The organism is Streptomyces sp. NPDC021224 (genome assembly GCF_044332905.1).
GTDB lineage: Bacteria > Actinomycetota > Actinomycetes > Streptomycetales > Streptomycetaceae > Actinacidiphila.
Genome location: NZ_JBIRPW010000002.1, coordinates 334,943 through 352,744 on the forward strand (window position 1 = coordinate 334,943; position 17,802 = coordinate 352,744).

Sequence of the window (17,802 nt, forward strand, 5' to 3'; positions counted from 1 at the left end):
AGACCCCGCACGGCCCGCCCCTTCCGCGTTCCCGGGGGTTCCGCGGGGCTCCGCGGGCTTCTCCGGGTTCTTTCCGGGTTTCCCGCCCGGCTGCGGGCGCCCCAAAGCACGGACCGGCAACGTACCGTGAAGGCATGACGAGCATCGGTGGAAGCGAGATGGTCGACTGGAACCTCGCCGTGGCCACGGCGACCCGGCTCACCCGGCCGGGCCCGGAGGTGAGCCGGGACGAGGCGCGCGCGATCGTGGCCGAGCTGCGCGGGCACGCGCTCGACTCCGAGGCGCACGTACGCGGCTTCACCCGGATGTACGACGAGGACGCGCCGCCGCACGGCACCCCCGTGCTCGTCGTGGACCGCGCCGGATGGGTGAAGGCCAACGTGGCGGGCTTCCGCGAGGTCCTCAAGCCGCTGCTGGTCAAGATGCAGGAGCGCCGTCCCGGCGGCCCCGGCGGCGCCGTGCTCGGCACGGTCGGCGGCAAGGTCACCGGTGTCGAGGTCGGGATGCTGCTGAGCTTCCTGTCCTCCCGCGTGCTCGGGCAGTACGAGACGTTCGCCCCGCCGAGCCGGGAGATGCCCGCCGGACCGGTCAAGCCCGCCCCGGGGCAGTCGCGGGCCGGGCGGCTGCTGCTCGTCGCCCCGAACATCGTGCACGTGGAACGGGAGCTGGACGTCGATCCGCACGACTTCCGGCTGTGGGTGTGCCTGCACGAGGAGACGCACCGCACCCAGTTCTCCGCGGTGCCGTGGCTGCGCGACCACATCGAGGCCGAGATCCAGGCCTTCCTCGGCGAGACCGAGCTGGACGCCTCGACCGTGGTGGAGCGGGTCCGGCAGGCCGTGCAGTCCTTCGGCGGGCAGAACGGCGCCAAGGAGCAGGAGGAGGCCGAGGCCCGCGAGGAGGAGCCGGACGGCGGGCGCAGCCTCGTCGATCTGGTGCAGACCGCCTCGCAGCGGGAGATCCTGGCCCGGCTGACCGGCGTCATGTCGCTGCTGGAGGGCCACGCCGACTACGTGATGGACGGTGTCGGGCCCGAGGTCGTGCCCTCGGTCGCGGAGATCCGGGAGAAGTTCAGCCGCCGCCGGGCCAGCGGCGCCGGACGCCTCGACCAGGCGCTGCGCCGGCTGCTGGGCCTGGACGCGAAACTGCGGCAGTACCGCGACGGCGAGCGCTTCGTGCGGGCGGTCGTCGACGAGGTCGGCATGGACGGCTTCAACAAGGTGTGGACGTCGCCGAACACGCTGCCCACCAAGGCGGAGATCGCCAAGCCCGCGGAGTGGGTCGCCCGGGTCCACGCCCGGCCCGCCGCCGACGGCTGACCGCGGGGTCCGTACGGGGTCGGCGCGCCGCCCGCCGCCCGCGCCCCCGGGCGGGGGCACGCGCCCCTGGTTCACCCGTCCGAGGGACCGTATGCGCAGGGTAGGGCGTGCGATGCTCGGGTAATGCCCGGGCTTCTGTCACCATCTGAATACCCTGCGTCATCAACTCCGGAACTTCACGAGCTTCCCGCGCTCGGCGACGTTCTCGCACCCAGCCTCCTCAGGAGGGAACCGGACATGGGACCCCACCCCACGGTCGCGGCGATACGCCTGGCGGTCCGCCGCGTCCTGCACGACGTCCTCGGCTCGTCCGCCGACCCGCACCCCCTGGTGCTCGCCGCATGCAGCGGCGGCGCCGACTCCATGGCGCTCGCCGCCGCCCTCGCCTTCGAGGGCCCCCGCCTCGGCGTGCGCTCCGGCGCGGTCACCGTCGACCACGGCCTGCAGGACGGCTCCGCCGTGCGCGCGCAGGAAGTGGCCGGACGGCTGCGCGCCCTCGGCCTCGACCCGGTCGACGCCGTCGGCGTGACCGTCGGCCGCCAGGGCGGCCCCGAGGCCGCCGCCCGCGACGCCCGCTACGCCGCCCTCGACGACGCCGCCGAACGCTTCGGCGCCGCGGCCGTCCTGCTCGGCCACACCCGCGACGACCAGGCAGAAACGGTGCTGCTCGGACTCGCCCGCGGCTCCGGGATCCGCTCGCTGTCCGGCATGGCCGCGGTGTCCGGCGTCGGCGGCCGCTACCGCCGCCCCTTCCTGCTGCTCGACCGCGACACCGTCCGCCAGGGCTGCCTGGCCCAGGGCATCACGGTGTGGGAGGACCCGCACAACCACGACCCCGCCTACACCCGCTCGCGGGTCCGCCACGAGGCGCTGCCGGTGCTGGAGAAGTCGCTCGGCAAAGGCGTCGTCGAGGCCCTGGCCCGTACCGCCCAGCTCTCCCGGGACGACGCCGACGCCCTCGACCAGTGGGCCGCCGACGCCCAGGCCGACGCGGCGGGCGACGACGGCAGCCTCGACGTACGGCGGCTGTCCACGCTGCCCGCCGCGGTGCGCCGCCGGGTGCTGCGCCGTACCGCCATCGCGGCGGGCTCGCCGCCCGGCTTCCTCTTCGCCCGGCACATCGAAGAGGTGGACCGCCTGGTCACCGGCTGGCACGGCCAGAAGGCCCTCAACCTGCCGGGCGGCGTCGCCGTCCTGCGGGCCAGTGGCAGACTGTTCTTCTCGCCGTCGTAGCCATTGGGTGGGCCGACGTGCGCCGACGTGGACCCGAGCAGCTGAGGACGTACCAGGCAGTGAACGAGATCGACATGGGCACGGACCTGGAGAAGGTACTCATCTCCCAGGCCGAGATCGACGCGAAGCTCACCGAGCTGGCGGCGCAGATCGACCAGGACTACGCGGGCCGGGAACTGCTGATCGTGGGCGTCCTCAAGGGCGCGGTCATGGTCATGGCGGACCTGGCCCGTGCCCTGTCCACCCCCGTCACGATGGACTGGATGGCGGTGTCCTCCTACGGGGCGGGCACCAAGTCCTCCGGCGTCGTCCGCATCCTCAAGGACCTGGACACCGACATCGCCGGCCGCCATGTGCTGATCGTCGAGGACATCATCGACTCCGGCCTGACGCTCTCCTGGCTCATCAGCAACCTGGGCTCGCGCGGCCCGGCCTCGCTGGAGGTCTGCACGCTGCTGCGCAAGCCCGAGGCGGCCAAGGTGGAGATCGACGTCAAGTACACGGGCTTCGACATTCCCAATGAATTCGTCGTGGGATACGGCCTGGACTACGCCGAGAAGTACCGGAATCTGCCCTTCGTGGGCACCCTCGCGCCGCACGTCTACGGCGGCTGACCGGCCCTCCCGCCGGCCCCCTCGCGGGCCGGCCGGATCCGCCCGGGAGGCCCCGGGGAACCTGCGCCGATTTCCCGGCGTTGGAGCAGGAAAGCGGGTTGGTTAACAGTCGGCGGCGCCCTCGGGTGACAATGCTGGGGTACCGTCCGAAGGTCGGGTCATTACAACACCGGATGCACAGGCCGCCTGACAGGCGGTGAGGTGCCTCACTGTGGCAGGAGGGACGGGGCGGATACGCCCCGCATGGATGGACGTGAAGCGCTATTTCCGTGGGCCAGTCATGTGGATCGTGCTGGTTGTCCTCGCCGTGGTCGTGTTGATGCAGGTCGTCGGGTCCGGCGGCGGCTACAAGACGGTTGACACCGGCGCGGTCCTGCACGCGATCGACACCAATCAGGCCAAGTCCGCCGAGCTGACGACCGGCGACGACAACTCGATCAAGGTCCAGCTCAAGGACGGCGTCAAGATCGAGGGCAGCTCCAAGGTCCGTGCCAGCTACATCGGCGACCAGGGCGCGGCCATCGCCCAGGACCTCCAGAAGATCGTCGACGGCAAGGTCCCGGGGGTCCAGCTCCCGGACAAGTACACCGTCTCGCAGTCCAAGCAGAACGCCTTCGTCGGCATCCTGCTGTCGCTGCTGCCCTTCGTCCTGATCGTCGTGGTCTTCCTCTTCCTGATGAACCAGATGCAGGGCGGCGGCTCGCGCGTCATGCAGTTCGGGAAGTCCAAGGCCAAGCTGATCACCAAGGACACCCCCAAGACGACGTTCTCCGACGTCGCGGGCTGCGACGAGGCCGTCGAGGAGCTCCAGGAGATCAAGGAGTTCCTCCAGGAACCGGCCAAGTTCCAGGCCGTCGGCGCCAAGATCCCCAAGGGCGTGCTGCTCTACGGCCGCCCCGGTACCGGCAAGACGCTGCTCGCCAGGGCCGTCGCCGGTGAGGCGGGCGTCCCGTTCTACTCGATCTCCGGCTCCGACTTCGTCGAGATGTTCGTCGGTGTCGGCGCCAGCCGGGTGCGCGACCTGTTCGAGCAGGCCAAGGCCAACGCCCCGGCCATCGTCTTCGTCGACGAGATCGACGCCGTCGGCCGGCACCGCGGCGCGGGCCTCGGCGGCGGCCACGACGAGCGTGAGCAGACCCTCAACCAGCTGCTGGTCGAGATGGACGGCTTCGACGTCAAGGGCGGTGTGATCCTCATCGCCGCGACCAACCGGCCCGACATCCTCGACCCGGCGCTGCTGCGTCCGGGCCGCTTCGACCGGCAGATCGCGGTCGACCCGCCGGACCTGATGGGCCGCCTGGAGATCCTCAAGGTCCACCAGAAGGGCAAGCCCATCGCGCCGGACGTCGACATGATGGCCGTCGCCCGCCGCACCCCGGGCTTCACCGGCGCGGACCTCAGCAACGTGCTCAACGAGGCCGCGCTGCTGACCGCCCGCAGCGACAAGAAGCTGATCGACAACTCGGTGCTCGACGAGGCCATCGACCGCGTGGTGGCCGGTCCGCAGAAGCGCACCCGCATCATGTCGGACAAGGAGAAGAAGATCACCGCGTACCACGAGGGCGGTCACGCCCTGGTCGCGGCGGCTTCCCCCAGCTCCGACCCGGTGCACAAGGTCACGATCCTCTCCCGCGGCCGCGCCCTCGGCTACACGATGGTGCTGCCCGACGAGGACAAGTACTCGACCACGCGCAACGAGATGCTCGACCAGCTCGCGTACATGATGGGCGGCCGCGCCGCGGAGGAACTGGTCTTCCACGACCCGACCACCGGCGCGTCCAACGACATCGAGAAGGCCACCGCGACGGCCCGCGCGATGGTCACCCAGTACGGCATGACCGAGCGCCTCGGCGCGATCAAGTTCGGCTCCTCCGACTCCGAGCCCTTCCTCGGCCGTGAGATGGGCCACCAGCGCGACTACTCCGAAGAGGTCGCCGGGCTGGTGGACGAGGAGGTCAAGAAGCTGATCGAGACCGCGCACAACGAGGCCTGGGAGATCCTGGTCGAGAACCGCGACGTGCTCGACAACCTGGTGCTCGCCCTGCTGGAGCGGGAGACGCTGAACAAGGAGGAGATCGCCGAGATCTTCGCCCCGATCGTGAAGCGCCCGCCGCGTCCGGCCTGGACGGGCTCCGCCCGCCGTACGCCGTCCACCCGGCCCCCGGTGCTCTCGCCGAAGGAGCTGGCGCTGACCAACGGCAGCCAGCAGCCCGCCAACGGCAGCGGCCCGGCGGCGGTCACCACCGCCAAGCCCCCGGCCGAGCCCTCCGCCGAGCCGACGGCCCCGCCGGAGGACGGTCAGAGCGACAGCTGACCACCCGCACCCGCGGCGAAGCCGCAGGTCGGGGGGCAGCCCGGAATGAAGGTCGCGGTCCCAGGGTTCTACCCTGGGACCGCGGCCTTTTTCCGCAAGTGGCCGGGCTGTCGCCCCGCCGCCCCGGGCCGCACCGCTCACGGCATTGTCAGCACCGCAGGAACGAGGCACCCCATGACGGACCCCGTGACGCTCGACGGCGAGGGGACCATCGGCGAGTTCGACGAGAAGCGCGCCGCGGCCGCCGTGCGCGAGCTGCTCCTCGCCGTCGGCGAGGACCCGGACCGTGAGGGCCTGCGGGAGACCCCGGCCCGCGTGGCCCGTGCGTACCGCGAGATATTCGCCGGCCTGTGGCAGGAGCCCGAGGACGTCCTGACCACGACCTTCGACCTCGGGCACGACGAGATGGTGCTGGTCAAGGACATCGAGGTGATGTCCTCCTGCGAGCACCACCTGGTGCCCTTCGTGGGCGTCGCCCACGTCGGCTACATCCCCTCGTCGTCCGGCAAGATCACCGGCCTGTCCAAGCTGGCCCGCCTCGTCGACGTCTACGCCCGCCGCCCCCAGGTGCAGGAGCGGCTGACCACGCAGATCGCCGACGCCCTCATGCGCATCCTGGAGCCGCGCGGGGTGATCGTCGTGGTCGAGTGCGAGCACATGTGCATGACCATGCGCGGGGTGCGCAAGCCCGGCGCCAAGACGATCACCTCCGCGGTGCGGGGGCAGCTGCGGGACCCGGCCACCCGGTCCGAGGCGATGAGCCTCATCATCGGCCGCGGCTGAGCCCCGCACGCGTGCGGCGGTCAGGAGAAGGTCCCGCCCAGACGTGAGCTGAGCCACTCCAGGGCCGGCGGGATCTCACGGGACCACGTCGTGAAGTTGTGGCCGCCGCTCGGCAGGATGATCGACGACACATGGGTCGGGCCGCCCCCCAGGTGGATGAAACTCAGGGTGTCCTTGTAGTTGCGCTCGCCCTTGCGGCTGCTGGTCACCAGCAGGCTCACCGGCGGGTGCGGCATATGGCCCATCCGCCACAGCAGGTTCGCCTCGCGGTGCAGCCGGGCGTCGCCGCCGTAGAGGTCACCGGTCGTGGCGTCCATCGGGGCGCTGTAGTCCGGTGAGAGGCCCACCGCCACCGAGAAGCTGCCCGGGTCGCTGAGGGTGAGCTTCACCGCGCAGTAGCCGCCGGTGGAGTCGCCCATCACCGCCCAGTTCCGCCCACCCGTCGCCACCCGGTAGCGGGCGGTGATCAGCGCCGGTACGTCCTTGGCGAAGTACGACTCGACCTGCGGGCCGCCCGGCACGTTCGTGCACTCGGTGTCCCGCGGCGGGGCCACCGTCGGCCGCATCATCACCAGCACCATCGGCCGGGAGCGGTGGTCCTTGACCAGCTGCGCGTTCACCGTCGGGTACTTCAGCTTCTTGTAGAGCGACTCCGCCGTGCCCGGGTAGCCGGTGAGCACCAGCACCGCGGGGAAGCGGGCGGTCGGCTCACGGAAGTACTCGGGCGGCAGATAGACGTACGCCGTGCTGGTGATGCCCGTCGTGCCGCCCGCCAGGGCCACCTTCTGGATCTGCCCGCCGCGCTTGGGGATCGCCCCGCCCGGCACCCCGGGGCGCACGGTGCCGAGCACCCGCATCCCGCCGTCCTGCGGCGAGCCGAGGCTGTGGTCGACCACCACACCCGGCGTGGTGTTGCGGCCGAAGAGATCGGCCCAGGAGGCGTAGAAGCCGAAGGACGTGTTGAGGGCGAGCCCGATCACGGCCATCAGGGACAGCTGGGTGCCCAGCAGGATCCCCACCCGGCCGAGGACCGGCACGAGGCCGCGGCGGGAGAGCCGTGGCCAGAGCCACACCGTGAGAATGAACAGCGTGAGGGCCAGCAGCGTGGCTGCCAGCAGCACCTTCTTGCTCGTGAGACCCATGTCGGCTGGAGACTTTCTGCGTCGGCGTCCAGTGATACGGTCCGGGACGCAACCCGAGCAGCCAGGTTTCCGTCCTAGAGGGCGCAAAAATTCGTACTGGAGCAGATTGCGGGATGTGCCCGTGATTTCCCGGTGATGCTGTGGTTTGGTGACTCATGTCTGTAGTGCTAGAGGGCGAAAGCCTGGAACAGGTTCCGCGGGCGGTGTGTGATGTCGGCTGACCGTCAGTGCCCAGAGCGCAGGCACCGCTGGCCGGTGCCGTCCCGGGCCGTGCCCAGGATCATCGGCACCGCCACGGCGGTCATCGGGCTGCTCGATGTGATCTCCGCGGTCTTCCCGGCCTTCCGCAACGGCCGGATGCACCACATGGCCGCGGTCTTCCCGGGCACCGTCAGCACCCTGGCCGGTGCGACCGCGATCGTCACCGGCATCCTGCTGCTGATGCTCGCGCACGCCCTCAAACGCGGAAAGGTCCGGGCGTGGTGGGCCACCGTCGCCCTGCTCCCGGTCGGCGCCGCCACCCAGCTGATCTACCGGCACTCGTACTTCGGCGCGTGCGTGTCCCTCGTGCTGCTCGCGGTGCTGGTGCGCAACCGGCGCGAGTTCACCGCGCTGTCCGACCCGCGCACCCGCTGGCGGGCGCTGCTGAACTTCGTCGGGCTCAGCCTCTTCGCCTTCGCCCTCGGCCTCGTCATCACCAGCGCCCACCCCGCCTCCGAACGCGGCAACCCCGGGCTGCTCGACCGCTGCCAGCACGTGCTGCTCGGCCTCTTCGGTATCGAGGGGCCCGTCGAGTACTCCAGCGACCGGGTCAACGACCTCGTCGGCTACTCCCTCGGCGGCCTCGGCCTGCTCATCGCCGCCTCCACCGCCTACCTCGCGCTGCGCCCGGCCCGCCCGGTCGCCGAGCTGAGCGAGGCCGACGAGGACCGGCTGCGCGCGCTGCTGGCCCGGCACGGCGCCCGCGACTCGCTCGGGCACTTCGCGCTGCGCCGCGACAAGTCCGTGGTCTTCTCGCCCAGCGGCAAGGCCGCCGTCTGCTACCGGGTGGTCTCCGGCGTGGCACTGGCCGGCGGCGACCCCATCGGCGACGTCGAGGCGTGGCCAGGCGCGATCGAGTGCTTCATGGACCTGGCCCGCGCCCACGCCTGGCTGCCCGCGATCGTCGGGTGCAGCGAGACCGGCGCCGAGGTCTGGACCCGCGAGACCGGCCTGGACGCCCTGGAACTGGGCGACGAGGCAATCGTCGACACCGACCGCTTCACCCTCGAAGGCCGCGCCATGCGCAATGTGCGGCAGATGGTCAAACGCATCGAGCGCGCCGGGTACGTCACCCGGGTACGCCGGGTGCGCGACCTCGGCGAGGACGAGAAACAGCAGGTCAGGCTGGCCGCCGACGCCTGGCGCGGCACGGACACCGAACGCGGCTTCTCCATGGCCCTGGGCCGCTTCGGGGAGGACGTGGACGGCGACTGCGTCGTCGTCACCGCCCACAAGGAGCCCGATTCGGGCGCCGCCCACCCCGAGCTGGGCGACCTGCGGGCCGTGCTGCACTTCGTGCCCTGGGGCCGGGACGGGATGTCGCTGGAGATGATGCGCCGCGACCGCAGCGCCGACCCCGGCCTGAACGAGCTGCTGATCGTCGCCGCCCTCCAGCAGGCCCCCGGGCTCGGCGTGGCGCACGTGTCGCTGAACTTCGCGATGTTCCGCTCGGCGCTGGCCCGCGGCGAGCGGATCGGCGCCGGACCGGTGCTGCGCGGCTGGCGCGGGCTGCTGGTCTTCCTGTCCCGCTGGTTCCAGATCGAGTCGCTGTACAAGTTCAACGCGAAGTTCCAGCCCGAGTGGGTGCCGCGCTTCCTGGTCTTCCCCAACTCGCGCGACCTGCCCCGTATCGGCTTCGCCACCATGCAGGCCGAAGGCTTCGTGACGCTGTCGCTGCCGCTGCCCGACGCCGTCCAGCGCTTCCTGCCCGGCCGGGCCCGCCGCCCGCACCGTCAGCGTTCCGGTTACGCCGCCCCGCCCGACCACGTCGCCGCCCGTGCGGCGCGCGAGGCCTGCGAGGGCGCCCAGACCGGCGCGGACGGCGAGGGCCACGAGGGCGCGGACAAGCGGAGTGCGGTCGCCTGACCCGTACCGCCTACGCTGGGACGCATGAGTACCCAGCAGGGTCCCGCCGGACCCGTAGGACTGCCGCAGTGGGACCGCTGCGCGGTCATGGGCGTGGTCAACGTCACGCCGGACTCGTTCTCCGACGGCGGGCGGTGGTTCGACGCCGAGCTGGCCGTCAAGCACGGGCTGGACCTCGTCGCCCAGGGCGCCGACCTGGTCGACGTGGGCGGCGAGTCCACCCGGCCGGGTGCCGCGCGGGTGGACGAGGCCGAGGAGCTGCGCCGGGTGCTCCCGGTGGTGCGCGAGCTGGCCGCCGCCGGGGTGCTCGTGAGCGTGGACACGATGCGGGCGAGCGTCGCCGAGCAGGCCGTCGCCGCGGGCGCCTCGCTGGTCAACGACGTCAGCGGCGGCCAGGCCGACCCGGCGATGATCCCCGTCGTCGCGGCCGCCGGGGTGCCCTTCGTCGTCATGCACTGGCGCGGCCAGAGCATCGACATGAACAACCGGGCCGTCTACGCCGACGTGCTCCGCGAGGTCCTCGACGAACTGCGCGCCGCCCTGGACCGCGCGGTCGCCGGGGGCGTGGACCCCGCCCGAGTCGTCCTCGACCCGGGCCTGGGCTTCGCCAAGGAGACCCCGCACGACCTGGCGCTGCTCGCCCACCTCGGCGAGCTGCGCGCGCTCGGCCGCCCGCTGCTGGTGGCCGCCTCCCGCAAACGCTTCCTCGGCCGCGTCCTGGCCGGTGACACCGCCGCCCCGCCGCCGCCCGCCCGCGAGCGCGACGCCGCCACCGCGGCCGTCACCGCGATCGCCGCCCGCGAGGGCGCCTGGGCGGTGCGGGTGCACGAGGTGCACGCGAGCGCCGACGCCGTACGCGTCGCCCACGCGATCTCCGCGGCGGCGGGCGGCACGGACCGGGGTGGTACGGACCCGGGGGGTACGGATCCGGGCGGCCGGCGGGCCGAGGGCACGGGGGCGGGCGCATGACGGCGAAGACGGCGGAGGCACGCGCGGTCGAGCGGGCCAACCAGGCCTTCTACGACGCGGTGGAGAACTCCGACCTCGACGCCCTGGAGGAGGTCGTCCTCGACGGGCCGCTCGCCGAGACCGTCGCCGTCGTCCACCCCGGCTGGCCCGTGCTGCGCGGGCGCCGCGAGGTCATGCGGTCCTTCGCGCTCATCATGGCCAACACCGACTACATCCAGTTCTTCCTCACCGACGTCGAGATCGGCGTGGACGGCGACGCCGCCGTGGTCACCTGCACCGAGAACATCCTCACCGGCGGCCCCGCCGAGGAGGACGACCCGGCGGGCTCGTCCCTCGTCGGCGGCCTCGTCGTGGCCACCAACGTCTTCCGGCGCACCGCCGACGGCTGGCAGCTCTGGGTCCACCACGGCTCCCCGGTGCTCGCCGAACAGGACGACGAGACCGCAGCGGCCGAGAACGAGGAATGAGCGAGGGTGAGCGCGATGAACACGACGGGCACGGCGGGTGCGGGGAACACCGGGAACACCGGGAACGCGGCGGGCACGGCCGCGCTGGACACCGTCGCACTGCGCGGACTGAAGGTGCTCGGACACCACGGGGTCTTCGAGCACGAGCGCGAGCAGGGCCAGATCTTCGTGATCGACCTGGTCATGCGGCTGGACACCGCCCCGGCGGCAGCCGGTGACGACCTCGCCAGGACCGTGCACTACGGTGTGGTCGCCGAGGAGGTCGCGGCCGTCGTCTCCGGCGAACCCGTCGACCTCATCGAGACTCTTGCCCAGCGCATCGCCGACACCTGCCTGGGGCACGAGGCCGTGCAGGAGGTCGAGGTGACCGTACACAAGCCCGACGCGCCCATCGCCGTGCCCTTCGACGACGTGACCGTGACCATCACCCGGAGGCGCCCGTGACCGCCGAATGGCCGCAGCAGTCCGCAGACCCGACCGTCCAGCCCGTCCCCGCCGCGGTCGTCGCCGCCGTCGACGCGGCCGACAGCACCTTGCAGAACCCGCAGACCGCCGTCATCTCCCTCGGCGGCAACCTCGGCAACCGGCTGGAGAACCTCCAGGGAGCCGTCGACGCGCTGGAGGACACTCCCGGGGTGCGCGTCAAGGCCGTCTCCCCGGTCTACGAGACCGAGCCGTGGGGCGTGCCCGCGGACAGCCAGCCCGGCTACTTCAACGCCGTCGTCCTCATCCGCACCACCCTGCCGCCCGGCTCCCTGCTGGAGCGCGCCCACGCGATCGAGGAGGCCCACTCCCGGGTCCGCGCCGCGCACTGGGGCCCGCGCACCCTCGACGTGGACATCGTCGCCTACCAGGGCGTCCGCTCCGACGACCCCGTCCTCACGCTGCCCCACCCCCGCGCCCACGAGCGCGCCTTCGTCCTCGTACCGTGGTACGACGTCGACCCGGCCGCCGAGTTCCCCGGCCGCGGCCCCGTCGCCGACCTGATCGCCACGGTCGACCGGCAGGGCGTCCAGCGCCGCGACGACCTGGAACTTCGGCTGCCCGAGTAGACGTTGCGTGAATGGCCGTGATCGGCCGGAAGTTCGTAGGGGGATGGTCGACATGGAGGCGGGCGCTCGGTGAGCACACTGCGAATCAGGACGCTGGCAGGGCTCTTCGCGGCCGCCCTGGTCGTGGCGTGGGCCGCGGCACGGCTGTGGGACACGCTGGGCACCCTGCCCGGCGTGCCCGTCGCCGCGCCCATCGTCCTGGCGGTGATAGCGGCCGCACTCCTCGCGACCGGCCTCTCCCTGCGCTCGCGGCTGCGGGCCCAGCGCGAACGCCGCCCCGGCGCGAAGGCCGTCGACCCGCTCGCCGCCGCCCGCGCCCTCGTCTTCGCCCAGGCCAGCGCGCTGGTCGCGGCACTCGTCGCGGGGATGTACGGCGGCACGTGCCTCTACCTCATCATGTACAAGCTCGACATGGACCCGCGCCGCCAGCAGGCCGTCTACGCGGGCCTCGCCTTCCTCGCGGGCGTCCTCGTGGTGGCCGCGGCGATCTTCCTGGAGCGCGTGTGCAAACTCCCGGAGGACCAGGACGGTCCGCCGGGAGCCCACCCGACCCGCCGCTGAGCCCCGGGGGGCTCGGGCCTTGCGCGCTCCGGGGTGCCCCCGGGGGTGCTTTGCGCGATCGTCCGCGCGTCGTGGCTTGTCGCACAGTTCTCCCCCAGGCTCCGCCTGGGAGGTGCCCCCACGCGCCCCTGTCTGTTGCCCTGCGCGGCATGGGCTGCGCGCAGGGTGAGCGCTTTGGAGGTTGACCCCGGAGGGGGGTGCGTGGGAAGTTCGGGAACGTGAAGGTACGTACGCCCAAGCTGACCCGGAGGGTCCACCTGGACCTCCTCCGGTACGCGGGCTGCGTGTGTACGGCCGCGCGCTGACCGCACCGCGGTGTTCAGCGCGCCTCCGGGCCCGCCGTCAACCTTCGCATCCCCGGGTGGATACCCATGCTCACCTCACGCCGTAAGACCACCGCCCCCACCGCAGCGGAGCTGCTGGACTTCGCGCGGCGCACCGCCGCCGACACCGCGCTCGTACGCGATCTCCCGCTCGACCCGGACGGCCGCACCTGGGTGCGCCTGGAGGGCCCGGCAGGCTCCGAGGCCTGGCTCATCGGCTGGCCCCCGGGCGCCGAGACCGGCTGGCACGACCACGGCGGCTCGTACGGGGCGTTCGTCACCGCGGCCGGTGAGCTGACGGAACTCTCGCTCGCGGTGCCGCTGCCCGCCGAGGGCTGGCGGGCACTGGAGCTCGCCGACGGGGTGGACCGCAGCCGGGTCCTGCCGGAGGGCCGGGGGCGGGCGTTCGGGCGGCACCATGTGCACCAGGTCGAGAACCGCTCGCCGCGCAGCCATGCGGTGTCCGTGCACGCCTACTACCCGCCGCTGCCGCTCATGCGCCGCTTCAGCCGCAAGGGCGGCACGCTGCGGCTGGAGCTGGTCGAGCGCCCCGAGGAGTGGTGATGGCGCCTTCGCTGGACGCGCACCTGGCCGCGCTGCGGGCCACCTACCGCAGGCTGGACCCGGCGGAGGCGGGGGCCGCGGCGGAAGCCGGGGCGCTGCTCGTCGACATCCGGTACGCGGCCCTGCGGGACCGGGACGGCACGATCCCGGGCGCGGTGATCGTGGAGCGCAACGAGCTGGAGTGGCGGCTCGACCCGGACGGCTCGCACCGGCTGCCGGAGGTCGGGTCGTACGCGCTGCCGGTGGTGGTGATCTGCAACGAGGGCTACGCCTCGACGCTCGCGGTGGCGTCGTTGCGGGAACTCGGCCTGACGGCGGCGACGGATCTGGCGGGCGGCTTCCAGGCGTGGCGCGCGGCGGGCCTCCCGGTGACCGCACCGGACGGCACCCCGACCCGCCCGTCAGCCTCGATCGCCGGTCCGGGCCACTGACTGTCAGCGGCACTGACGGTCGGGCGGGCTGACGGGTGGAGGGGGTCCGGCGCGTCGGGTGGCCCGATCGTCAGCCGCGCTGACGGTCACGGGGGCTGAGGGGCGCGGGCCCGGCACGTCGGCTCGGCGCGGGTCGGGTCGGGTCGGCCGATCGTCAGCTCGGCTGCGCATCCGTGCCTGACCGTCAGCCGCGCTGACGGTCAGAACGCGCTGACGGTCAGCTCACCGACTCCACCGGGACGCCCGCGCGGACCGAGCGGCGCAGGGCCTCGTGGAGGCTCGCGGGGGTGAGGACGCCCGCGAAGCGGTCGCCGTCCAGGACGGCGACCCAGCCGGCGTCGTGCTGGAGCATCGTGCTCAGCGCCTGCTTGAGCGGTGCGCCGAGCGCGACACGGGCGGGCATCCGGCGGGTGTGGTCGGCGACGGCCCCACCGCGCGCGAGGTCGGCGGCGGGGACCCAGCCGTGCGGGGCGCCGTCCGCGTCGAGCACGACCGCCCACCGGGCACTCTGCGCGCGCAGGGCCGCGGCCGCGGGCGACGCGGGCTCGTCGAGGCGCAGCAGCGGCGCCCGGTCGAGGTCGGCGGGGGTGATCGCGGTGACCGACAGCCGCTTGAGGCCGCGGTCGGCGCCGACGAACTCGGCGACGTAGGGGCTCGCGGGGTCGCCGAGCACGGCGGCGGGGGAGTCGTACTGCTCGACGCGGCCGGACCCGTAGACGGCCATGCGGTCGCCGAGGCGTACGGCCTCCTCGATGTCGTGCGTGACGAAGAGCACCGTCTTGCGCACCTGCGCCTGGAGGGCGAGGAACTCGCTCTGGAGACGTTCGCGCACGACCGGGTCGACCGCGGCGAAGGGCTCGTCCATGAGCAGCACGGGCGGGTCGGCGGCGAGGGCGCGGGCCACGCCGACGCGCTGCCGCTGGCCGCCGGAGAGCTGGTCGGGGTAGCGGGGGCCGAAGACGGCGGGGTCGAGGCCGACCAGCTCCAGCAGTTCGGCGGCCCGCGCGCGGGCCGCCGCCCGCTTCCAGCCGAGCAGCGCGGGCACGGTCGCGGTGTTGTCGAGCACCGTGCGGTGCGGGAAGAGCCCGCCGTGCTGGATGACGTACCCGATCCCGCGGCGCAGCGCGACCGGCTCCACCGTCGCGATGTCGCGGCCGTCGAGCAGGACGCGCCCGCCGGTGGGCTCGATGAGCCGGTTGACCATCTTCATCGTCGTGGCCTTGCCGCAGCCGGACGGCCCGACGAGCGTGACCAGCTCGCCGTCGCCGACTTCGAGGTCCAGCCCGTCGACGGCGAGCGTGCCGTCGGGGTAGCGCTTGCTGACGTTCTCGAACCTGATCACCGCGCCCGCTCCCGTCCGTCCCGGTTTCGGCTGTTTACACGTTATCCACAGCTTCCTGAGGGGATATCAGGGATTGTCGGAGCTTGCGGCTAGGCTCGCAGCCATGATGACCACGGATGACTGCCTGGTCGCCAACGACTGGGTGTGCGGGGAGTACCTGCGCGAATACCGCTCCGACCTGACCGCCGCGACGCTCCAGCACCTCTGGATCACCGCCGAGTCGGTGGCGATCGGCCTCGCCGTCGCCCTCCCACTCGCGCTCGCCGCCCACCGCTGGCGGCGCGTGGCGGCGGCGCCGGTGCTGGTGGTGACGACGGTGCTCTACACCGTGCCGTCGCTGGCGATGTTCTCGCTGCTGCTGCCCGTCTTCGGCATCTCCTCCTGGCTGGTCGTCACGGGCCTGGTGCTTTACTCGCTGACGATCCTGGTGCGCAACGTCCTCGCGGGCCTGGACGCGGTGCCCGCGGAGGTCACCGAGGCCGCGCGCGCGATGGGGTACGGGCGGCTGCGGATACTGGCCGCGGTCGAGCTGCCGCTCGCGCTGCCCGCGATCATGGCGGGGCTGCGGATCGCGACCGTCTCCACGGTCGCGCTGACGACGGTGGGCGCGATCGTCGACTACGGCGGCCTCGGCAATCTGCTGCTGTCCGGCATCGGCAGCAACTTCCGGGCCCAGGTGCTCGCCGCCTCCGTGCTGTGCGTGGCCATCGCGGTGCTGGCCGACGTGCTGCTGCTGGGCGTCCAGTGGCTGCTCACCCCCTGGCGGCACGGGCGCGGCGGCCCCGGCCCCGGCGGGCGGCTGCCGCGGCGCAGACGCGGGCGGGGAAGAGCCGGGGGCGTGCGGACGGCGGCGGCGTCGTGAGCGCGGTCGGCGGCGCGTGGCGGTGGCTCACCACGGGTGCGCACTGGTCGGGCGGCGAGGGCGTCGTGCACCGCCTCACCGAGCACCTCTACTTCAGCGGGGTCTCGCTGGCCATCGCCCTGGCCGTGGCGCTGCCGCCCGCGGTGCTGCTGGGCCACCACGGGCGCGGCGGCGCCCTCGCCGTCAACATCTCCAACGTGGGCCGGGCGGTGCCGACCTTCGCCGTCCTGACGCTGCTCCTGCTGCTCATCGGCTCCGGCAGCGACTGGCCGGTGATCGTCGCCCTGGTGCTCTTCGCGGTGCCGCCGCTGGTGACCAACGCCTACGTCGGGATACGCGAGGTGGATCGGGACGTGGTCGAGGCCGCCCGCGGCATGGGGATGACCGGGCGGCAGCTGCTCCTCGGCGTCGAGCTGCCGCTCGCCTTCCCGCTGATCTGGACCGGTGTCAGAAGCGCCGCCGTCCAGGTGATCGCGACCGCCACGCTGGCCGCGATGGCCGGATTCGGCGGCCTGGGGCGGATCATCACCGCGGGCTTCAACCGGCAGATCAACGCCCAGGTGGTCGCCGGCGCGGTGCTCGTGGCCGGGCTCGCGCTGCTGGCCGAGGGGCTGTTCCTGGCGGTGCAGCACGCCCTGGACCCGATACGCCGCCGGTCCGCGCCCGCCGTCCCCGCCCCCGTGTCCGCCCCCGCACCCACTGGAGCCGTCCGCCCATGAACGCCGCCCCCCTGCGCGCCGCCGGTACGGCCGCGGCCGCCGCCCTGCTGCTGGCCGGATGCTCGGCCGGGACGTCCGCCGCCCCGGCGTCCGGCACCGCCGCCGCGAGCCCGGCCGCCGCCGATGCTGCGGGCACCGACCTGGTGATCGGCTCGGCGGGCTTCACCGAGAGCGCGATCCTCGCCGAGATGTACGCCAAGGTGCTGTCCAATGCCGGATTCCACACCTCGGTGAAGACGCTGGCCAACCGCGAGCTGTACGAACCGGCGCTGGAGAAGGGCCAGATCGACGTCGTGCCGGAATATGCCGCGACACTCGCGGAGTTCCTCAACACCAAGGCCAATGGGCAGAAGGCCGCGCCGGTCGCCTCCAGTGACGTCACGGCCACGGTGACCGCTCTCGGCAAGCTCGCCGAACCGCGCGGCCTGAAGGTGCTGCCCGCGGGCAAGGCGGTCGACCAGAATGCCTTTGCCGTCAGCCGGGACTTCGCCGGGCAGCACCACCTCAAGACCCTTTCCGATCTTGGTGCGGCCAAGCTCAAGATCACATTGGCGGCGGGCGACGAATGCTCCGACCGCCCCTACTGCGAACCCGGGCTGAAGAAGGTCTACGGCATCGACATCAGCGGCGTGGATCCCAAGGGTGTGGGCACCACCCAGTCGAAACAGGCCGTCAAGGACGGCTCCGACCAGCTTGTTCTCACCACGACCACGGACGCCACGCTCGAACAGTTCGATCTCGTCCTGCTCACCGACGACAGGCACCTGCAGAACGCGGACAACGTGCTGCCCGTCGTCAATGCGAAGGACGCCGGGGATCCGCGGATCGCCGCCGCTCTCGGCAAGCTCACCGGGGTGCTCACCACCGCCGACCTGACGGAGATGGACAAGAAGGTGGACGCCCAGCGGCACAAGCCCGGGGAAGTGGCCGATCAGTACGTCAAGGCGAAGGGGTTGTGAGCTCGTCGTGAGCCCGGACGG

General features: G+C 72.6%; 19 protein-coding genes. 17 read left to right on the forward strand and 2 right to left on the reverse strand.

What is annotated here, in order from left to right; genetic code table 11:
• The first annotated feature begins 134 nt into the window (after nt 1–134).
• The 5 genes from ACH4PY_RS06565 (at nt 135) to folE (ending at nt 6,263) form a co-directional block, all read left to right on the forward strand.
• Nucleotides 135–1,319 carry a zinc-dependent metalloprotease gene (locus ACH4PY_RS06565; RefSeq protein WP_398176624.1) on the forward strand — a complete coding sequence of 395 codons (1,185 nt, stop codon included), beginning with the start codon at nt 135–137 and terminating at the stop codon, nt 1,317–1,319.
• Between the two features lie 237 nt (nt 1,320–1,556).
• Nucleotides 1,557–2,552, forward strand: coding sequence for a tRNA lysidine(34) synthetase TilS (tilS, locus tag ACH4PY_RS06570; RefSeq protein WP_398176626.1), 996 nt, complete (start codon nt 1,557–1,559; stop codon nt 2,550–2,552).
• Between the two features lie 59 nt (nt 2,553–2,611).
• Nucleotides 2,612–3,166, forward strand: a complete 555-nt coding sequence (gene hpt, locus ACH4PY_RS06575) for a hypoxanthine phosphoribosyltransferase (protein ID WP_398176628.1) — start codon at nt 2,612–2,614, stop codon at nt 3,164–3,166.
• Between the two features lie 247 nt (nt 3,167–3,413).
• On the forward strand, nt 3,414–5,480 hold the full coding sequence (ftsH, locus tag ACH4PY_RS06580; protein WP_398176630.1) for an ATP-dependent zinc metalloprotease FtsH: 2,067 nt from the start codon (nt 3,414–3,416) through the stop codon (nt 5,478–5,480).
• Nucleotides 5,481–5,654: 174 nt separating this feature from the next.
• Nucleotides 5,655–6,263, forward strand: coding sequence for a GTP cyclohydrolase I FolE (gene folE / locus ACH4PY_RS06585; RefSeq protein WP_398176632.1), 609 nt, complete (start codon nt 5,655–5,657; stop codon nt 6,261–6,263).
• A gap of 20 nt (nt 6,264–6,283) precedes the next feature.
• Here folE and ACH4PY_RS06590 read toward each other — a convergent pair whose 3' ends face one another.
• Nucleotides 6,284–7,405, reverse strand: coding sequence for an alpha/beta hydrolase (locus ACH4PY_RS06590; RefSeq protein WP_398176634.1), 1,122 nt, complete (start codon nt 7,403–7,405; stop codon nt 6,284–6,286).
• A gap of 210 nt (nt 7,406–7,615) precedes the next feature.
• Here ACH4PY_RS06590 and ACH4PY_RS06595 point away from each other — a divergent pair, with 210 nt between their 5' ends.
• From ACH4PY_RS06595 to ACH4PY_RS06635, 9 genes are all read left to right on the forward strand, one after another.
• Entirely contained in the window at nt 7,616–9,532 is a 1,917-nt protein-coding gene (locus tag ACH4PY_RS06595; RefSeq protein WP_398176636.1) for a phosphatidylglycerol lysyltransferase domain-containing protein, read from the forward strand.
• A 24-nt stretch (nt 9,533–9,556) separates the two neighbouring features.
• Nucleotides 9,557–10,501 carry a dihydropteroate synthase gene (folP, locus tag ACH4PY_RS06600; RefSeq protein ID WP_398176638.1) on the forward strand — a complete coding sequence of 315 codons (945 nt, stop codon included), beginning with the start codon at nt 9,557–9,559 and terminating at the stop codon, nt 10,499–10,501.
• Nucleotides 10,498–10,968 (forward strand): nuclear transport factor 2 family protein, encoded by a 471-nt coding sequence (locus tag ACH4PY_RS06605; RefSeq protein ID WP_398176640.1) that lies wholly within the window; start codon nt 10,498–10,500, stop codon nt 10,966–10,968. Before folP ends, ACH4PY_RS06605 begins: the two co-directional genes overlap by 4 nt.
• A gap of 84 nt (nt 10,969–11,052) precedes the next feature.
• Complete coding sequence (gene folB, locus ACH4PY_RS06610; protein WP_398177594.1) at nt 11,053–11,412, forward strand: dihydroneopterin aldolase; 360 nt, start codon at nt 11,053–11,055, stop codon at nt 11,410–11,412.
• A complete protein-coding gene (folK, locus tag ACH4PY_RS06615; RefSeq protein WP_398176642.1) occupies nt 11,409–12,020 on the forward strand; it encodes a 2-amino-4-hydroxy-6-hydroxymethyldihydropteridine diphosphokinase in 612 nt (203 codons plus the stop codon). Before folB ends, folK begins: the two co-directional genes overlap by 4 nt.
• A 69-nt stretch (nt 12,021–12,089) precedes the next feature.
• Nucleotides 12,090–12,581 carry a DUF3180 domain-containing protein gene (locus ACH4PY_RS06620; protein ID WP_398176644.1) on the forward strand — a complete coding sequence of 164 codons (492 nt, stop codon included), beginning with the start codon at nt 12,090–12,092 and terminating at the stop codon, nt 12,579–12,581.
• Nucleotides 12,582–12,799: 218 nt separating this feature from the next.
• On the forward strand, nt 12,800–12,886 hold the full coding sequence (locus ACH4PY_RS06625) for a putative leader peptide (RefSeq protein ID WP_398177597.1): 87 nt from the start codon (nt 12,800–12,802) through the stop codon (nt 12,884–12,886).
• A gap of 66 nt (nt 12,887–12,952) precedes the next feature.
• On the forward strand, nt 12,953–13,468 hold the full coding sequence (locus ACH4PY_RS06630; RefSeq protein ID WP_398176646.1) for a cysteine dioxygenase: 516 nt from the start codon (nt 12,953–12,955) through the stop codon (nt 13,466–13,468).
• Nucleotides 13,468–13,899 carry a rhodanese-like domain-containing protein gene (locus tag ACH4PY_RS06635; protein WP_398176648.1) on the forward strand — a complete coding sequence of 144 codons (432 nt, stop codon included), beginning with the start codon at nt 13,468–13,470 and terminating at the stop codon, nt 13,897–13,899. Before ACH4PY_RS06630 ends, ACH4PY_RS06635 begins: the two co-directional genes overlap by 1 nt.
• 217 nt (nt 13,900–14,116) lie before the next feature.
• Here ACH4PY_RS06635 and ACH4PY_RS06640 read toward each other — a convergent pair whose 3' ends face one another.
• The gene (locus ACH4PY_RS06640; RefSeq protein WP_398176650.1) at nt 14,117–15,241 is read right to left on the reverse strand and encodes an ABC transporter ATP-binding protein; all 1,125 of its coding nucleotides are present in this window, start codon (nt 15,239–15,241) and stop codon (nt 14,117–14,119) included.
• 106 nt (nt 15,242–15,347) lie between these two features.
• Here ACH4PY_RS06640 and ACH4PY_RS06645 point away from each other — a divergent pair, with 106 nt between their 5' ends.
• The 3 genes from ACH4PY_RS06645 to ACH4PY_RS06655 are packed head-to-tail and all read left to right on the forward strand — an operon-like array spanning nt 15,348 to nt 17,781.
• Nucleotides 15,348–16,103 carry an ABC transporter permease gene (locus tag ACH4PY_RS06645; protein ID WP_398177600.1) on the forward strand — a complete coding sequence of 252 codons (756 nt, stop codon included), beginning with the start codon at nt 15,348–15,350 and terminating at the stop codon, nt 16,101–16,103.
• Entirely contained in the window at nt 16,100–16,822 is a 723-nt protein-coding gene (locus tag ACH4PY_RS06650) for an ABC transporter permease (protein ID WP_398176652.1), read from the forward strand. Before ACH4PY_RS06645 ends, ACH4PY_RS06650 begins: the two co-directional genes overlap by 4 nt.
• Complete coding sequence (locus ACH4PY_RS06655) at nt 16,819–17,781, forward strand: ABC transporter substrate-binding protein (protein WP_398176654.1); 963 nt, start codon at nt 16,819–16,821, stop codon at nt 17,779–17,781. Before ACH4PY_RS06650 ends, ACH4PY_RS06655 begins: the two co-directional genes overlap by 4 nt.
• Nucleotides 17,782–17,802 lie beyond the last annotated feature (21 nt).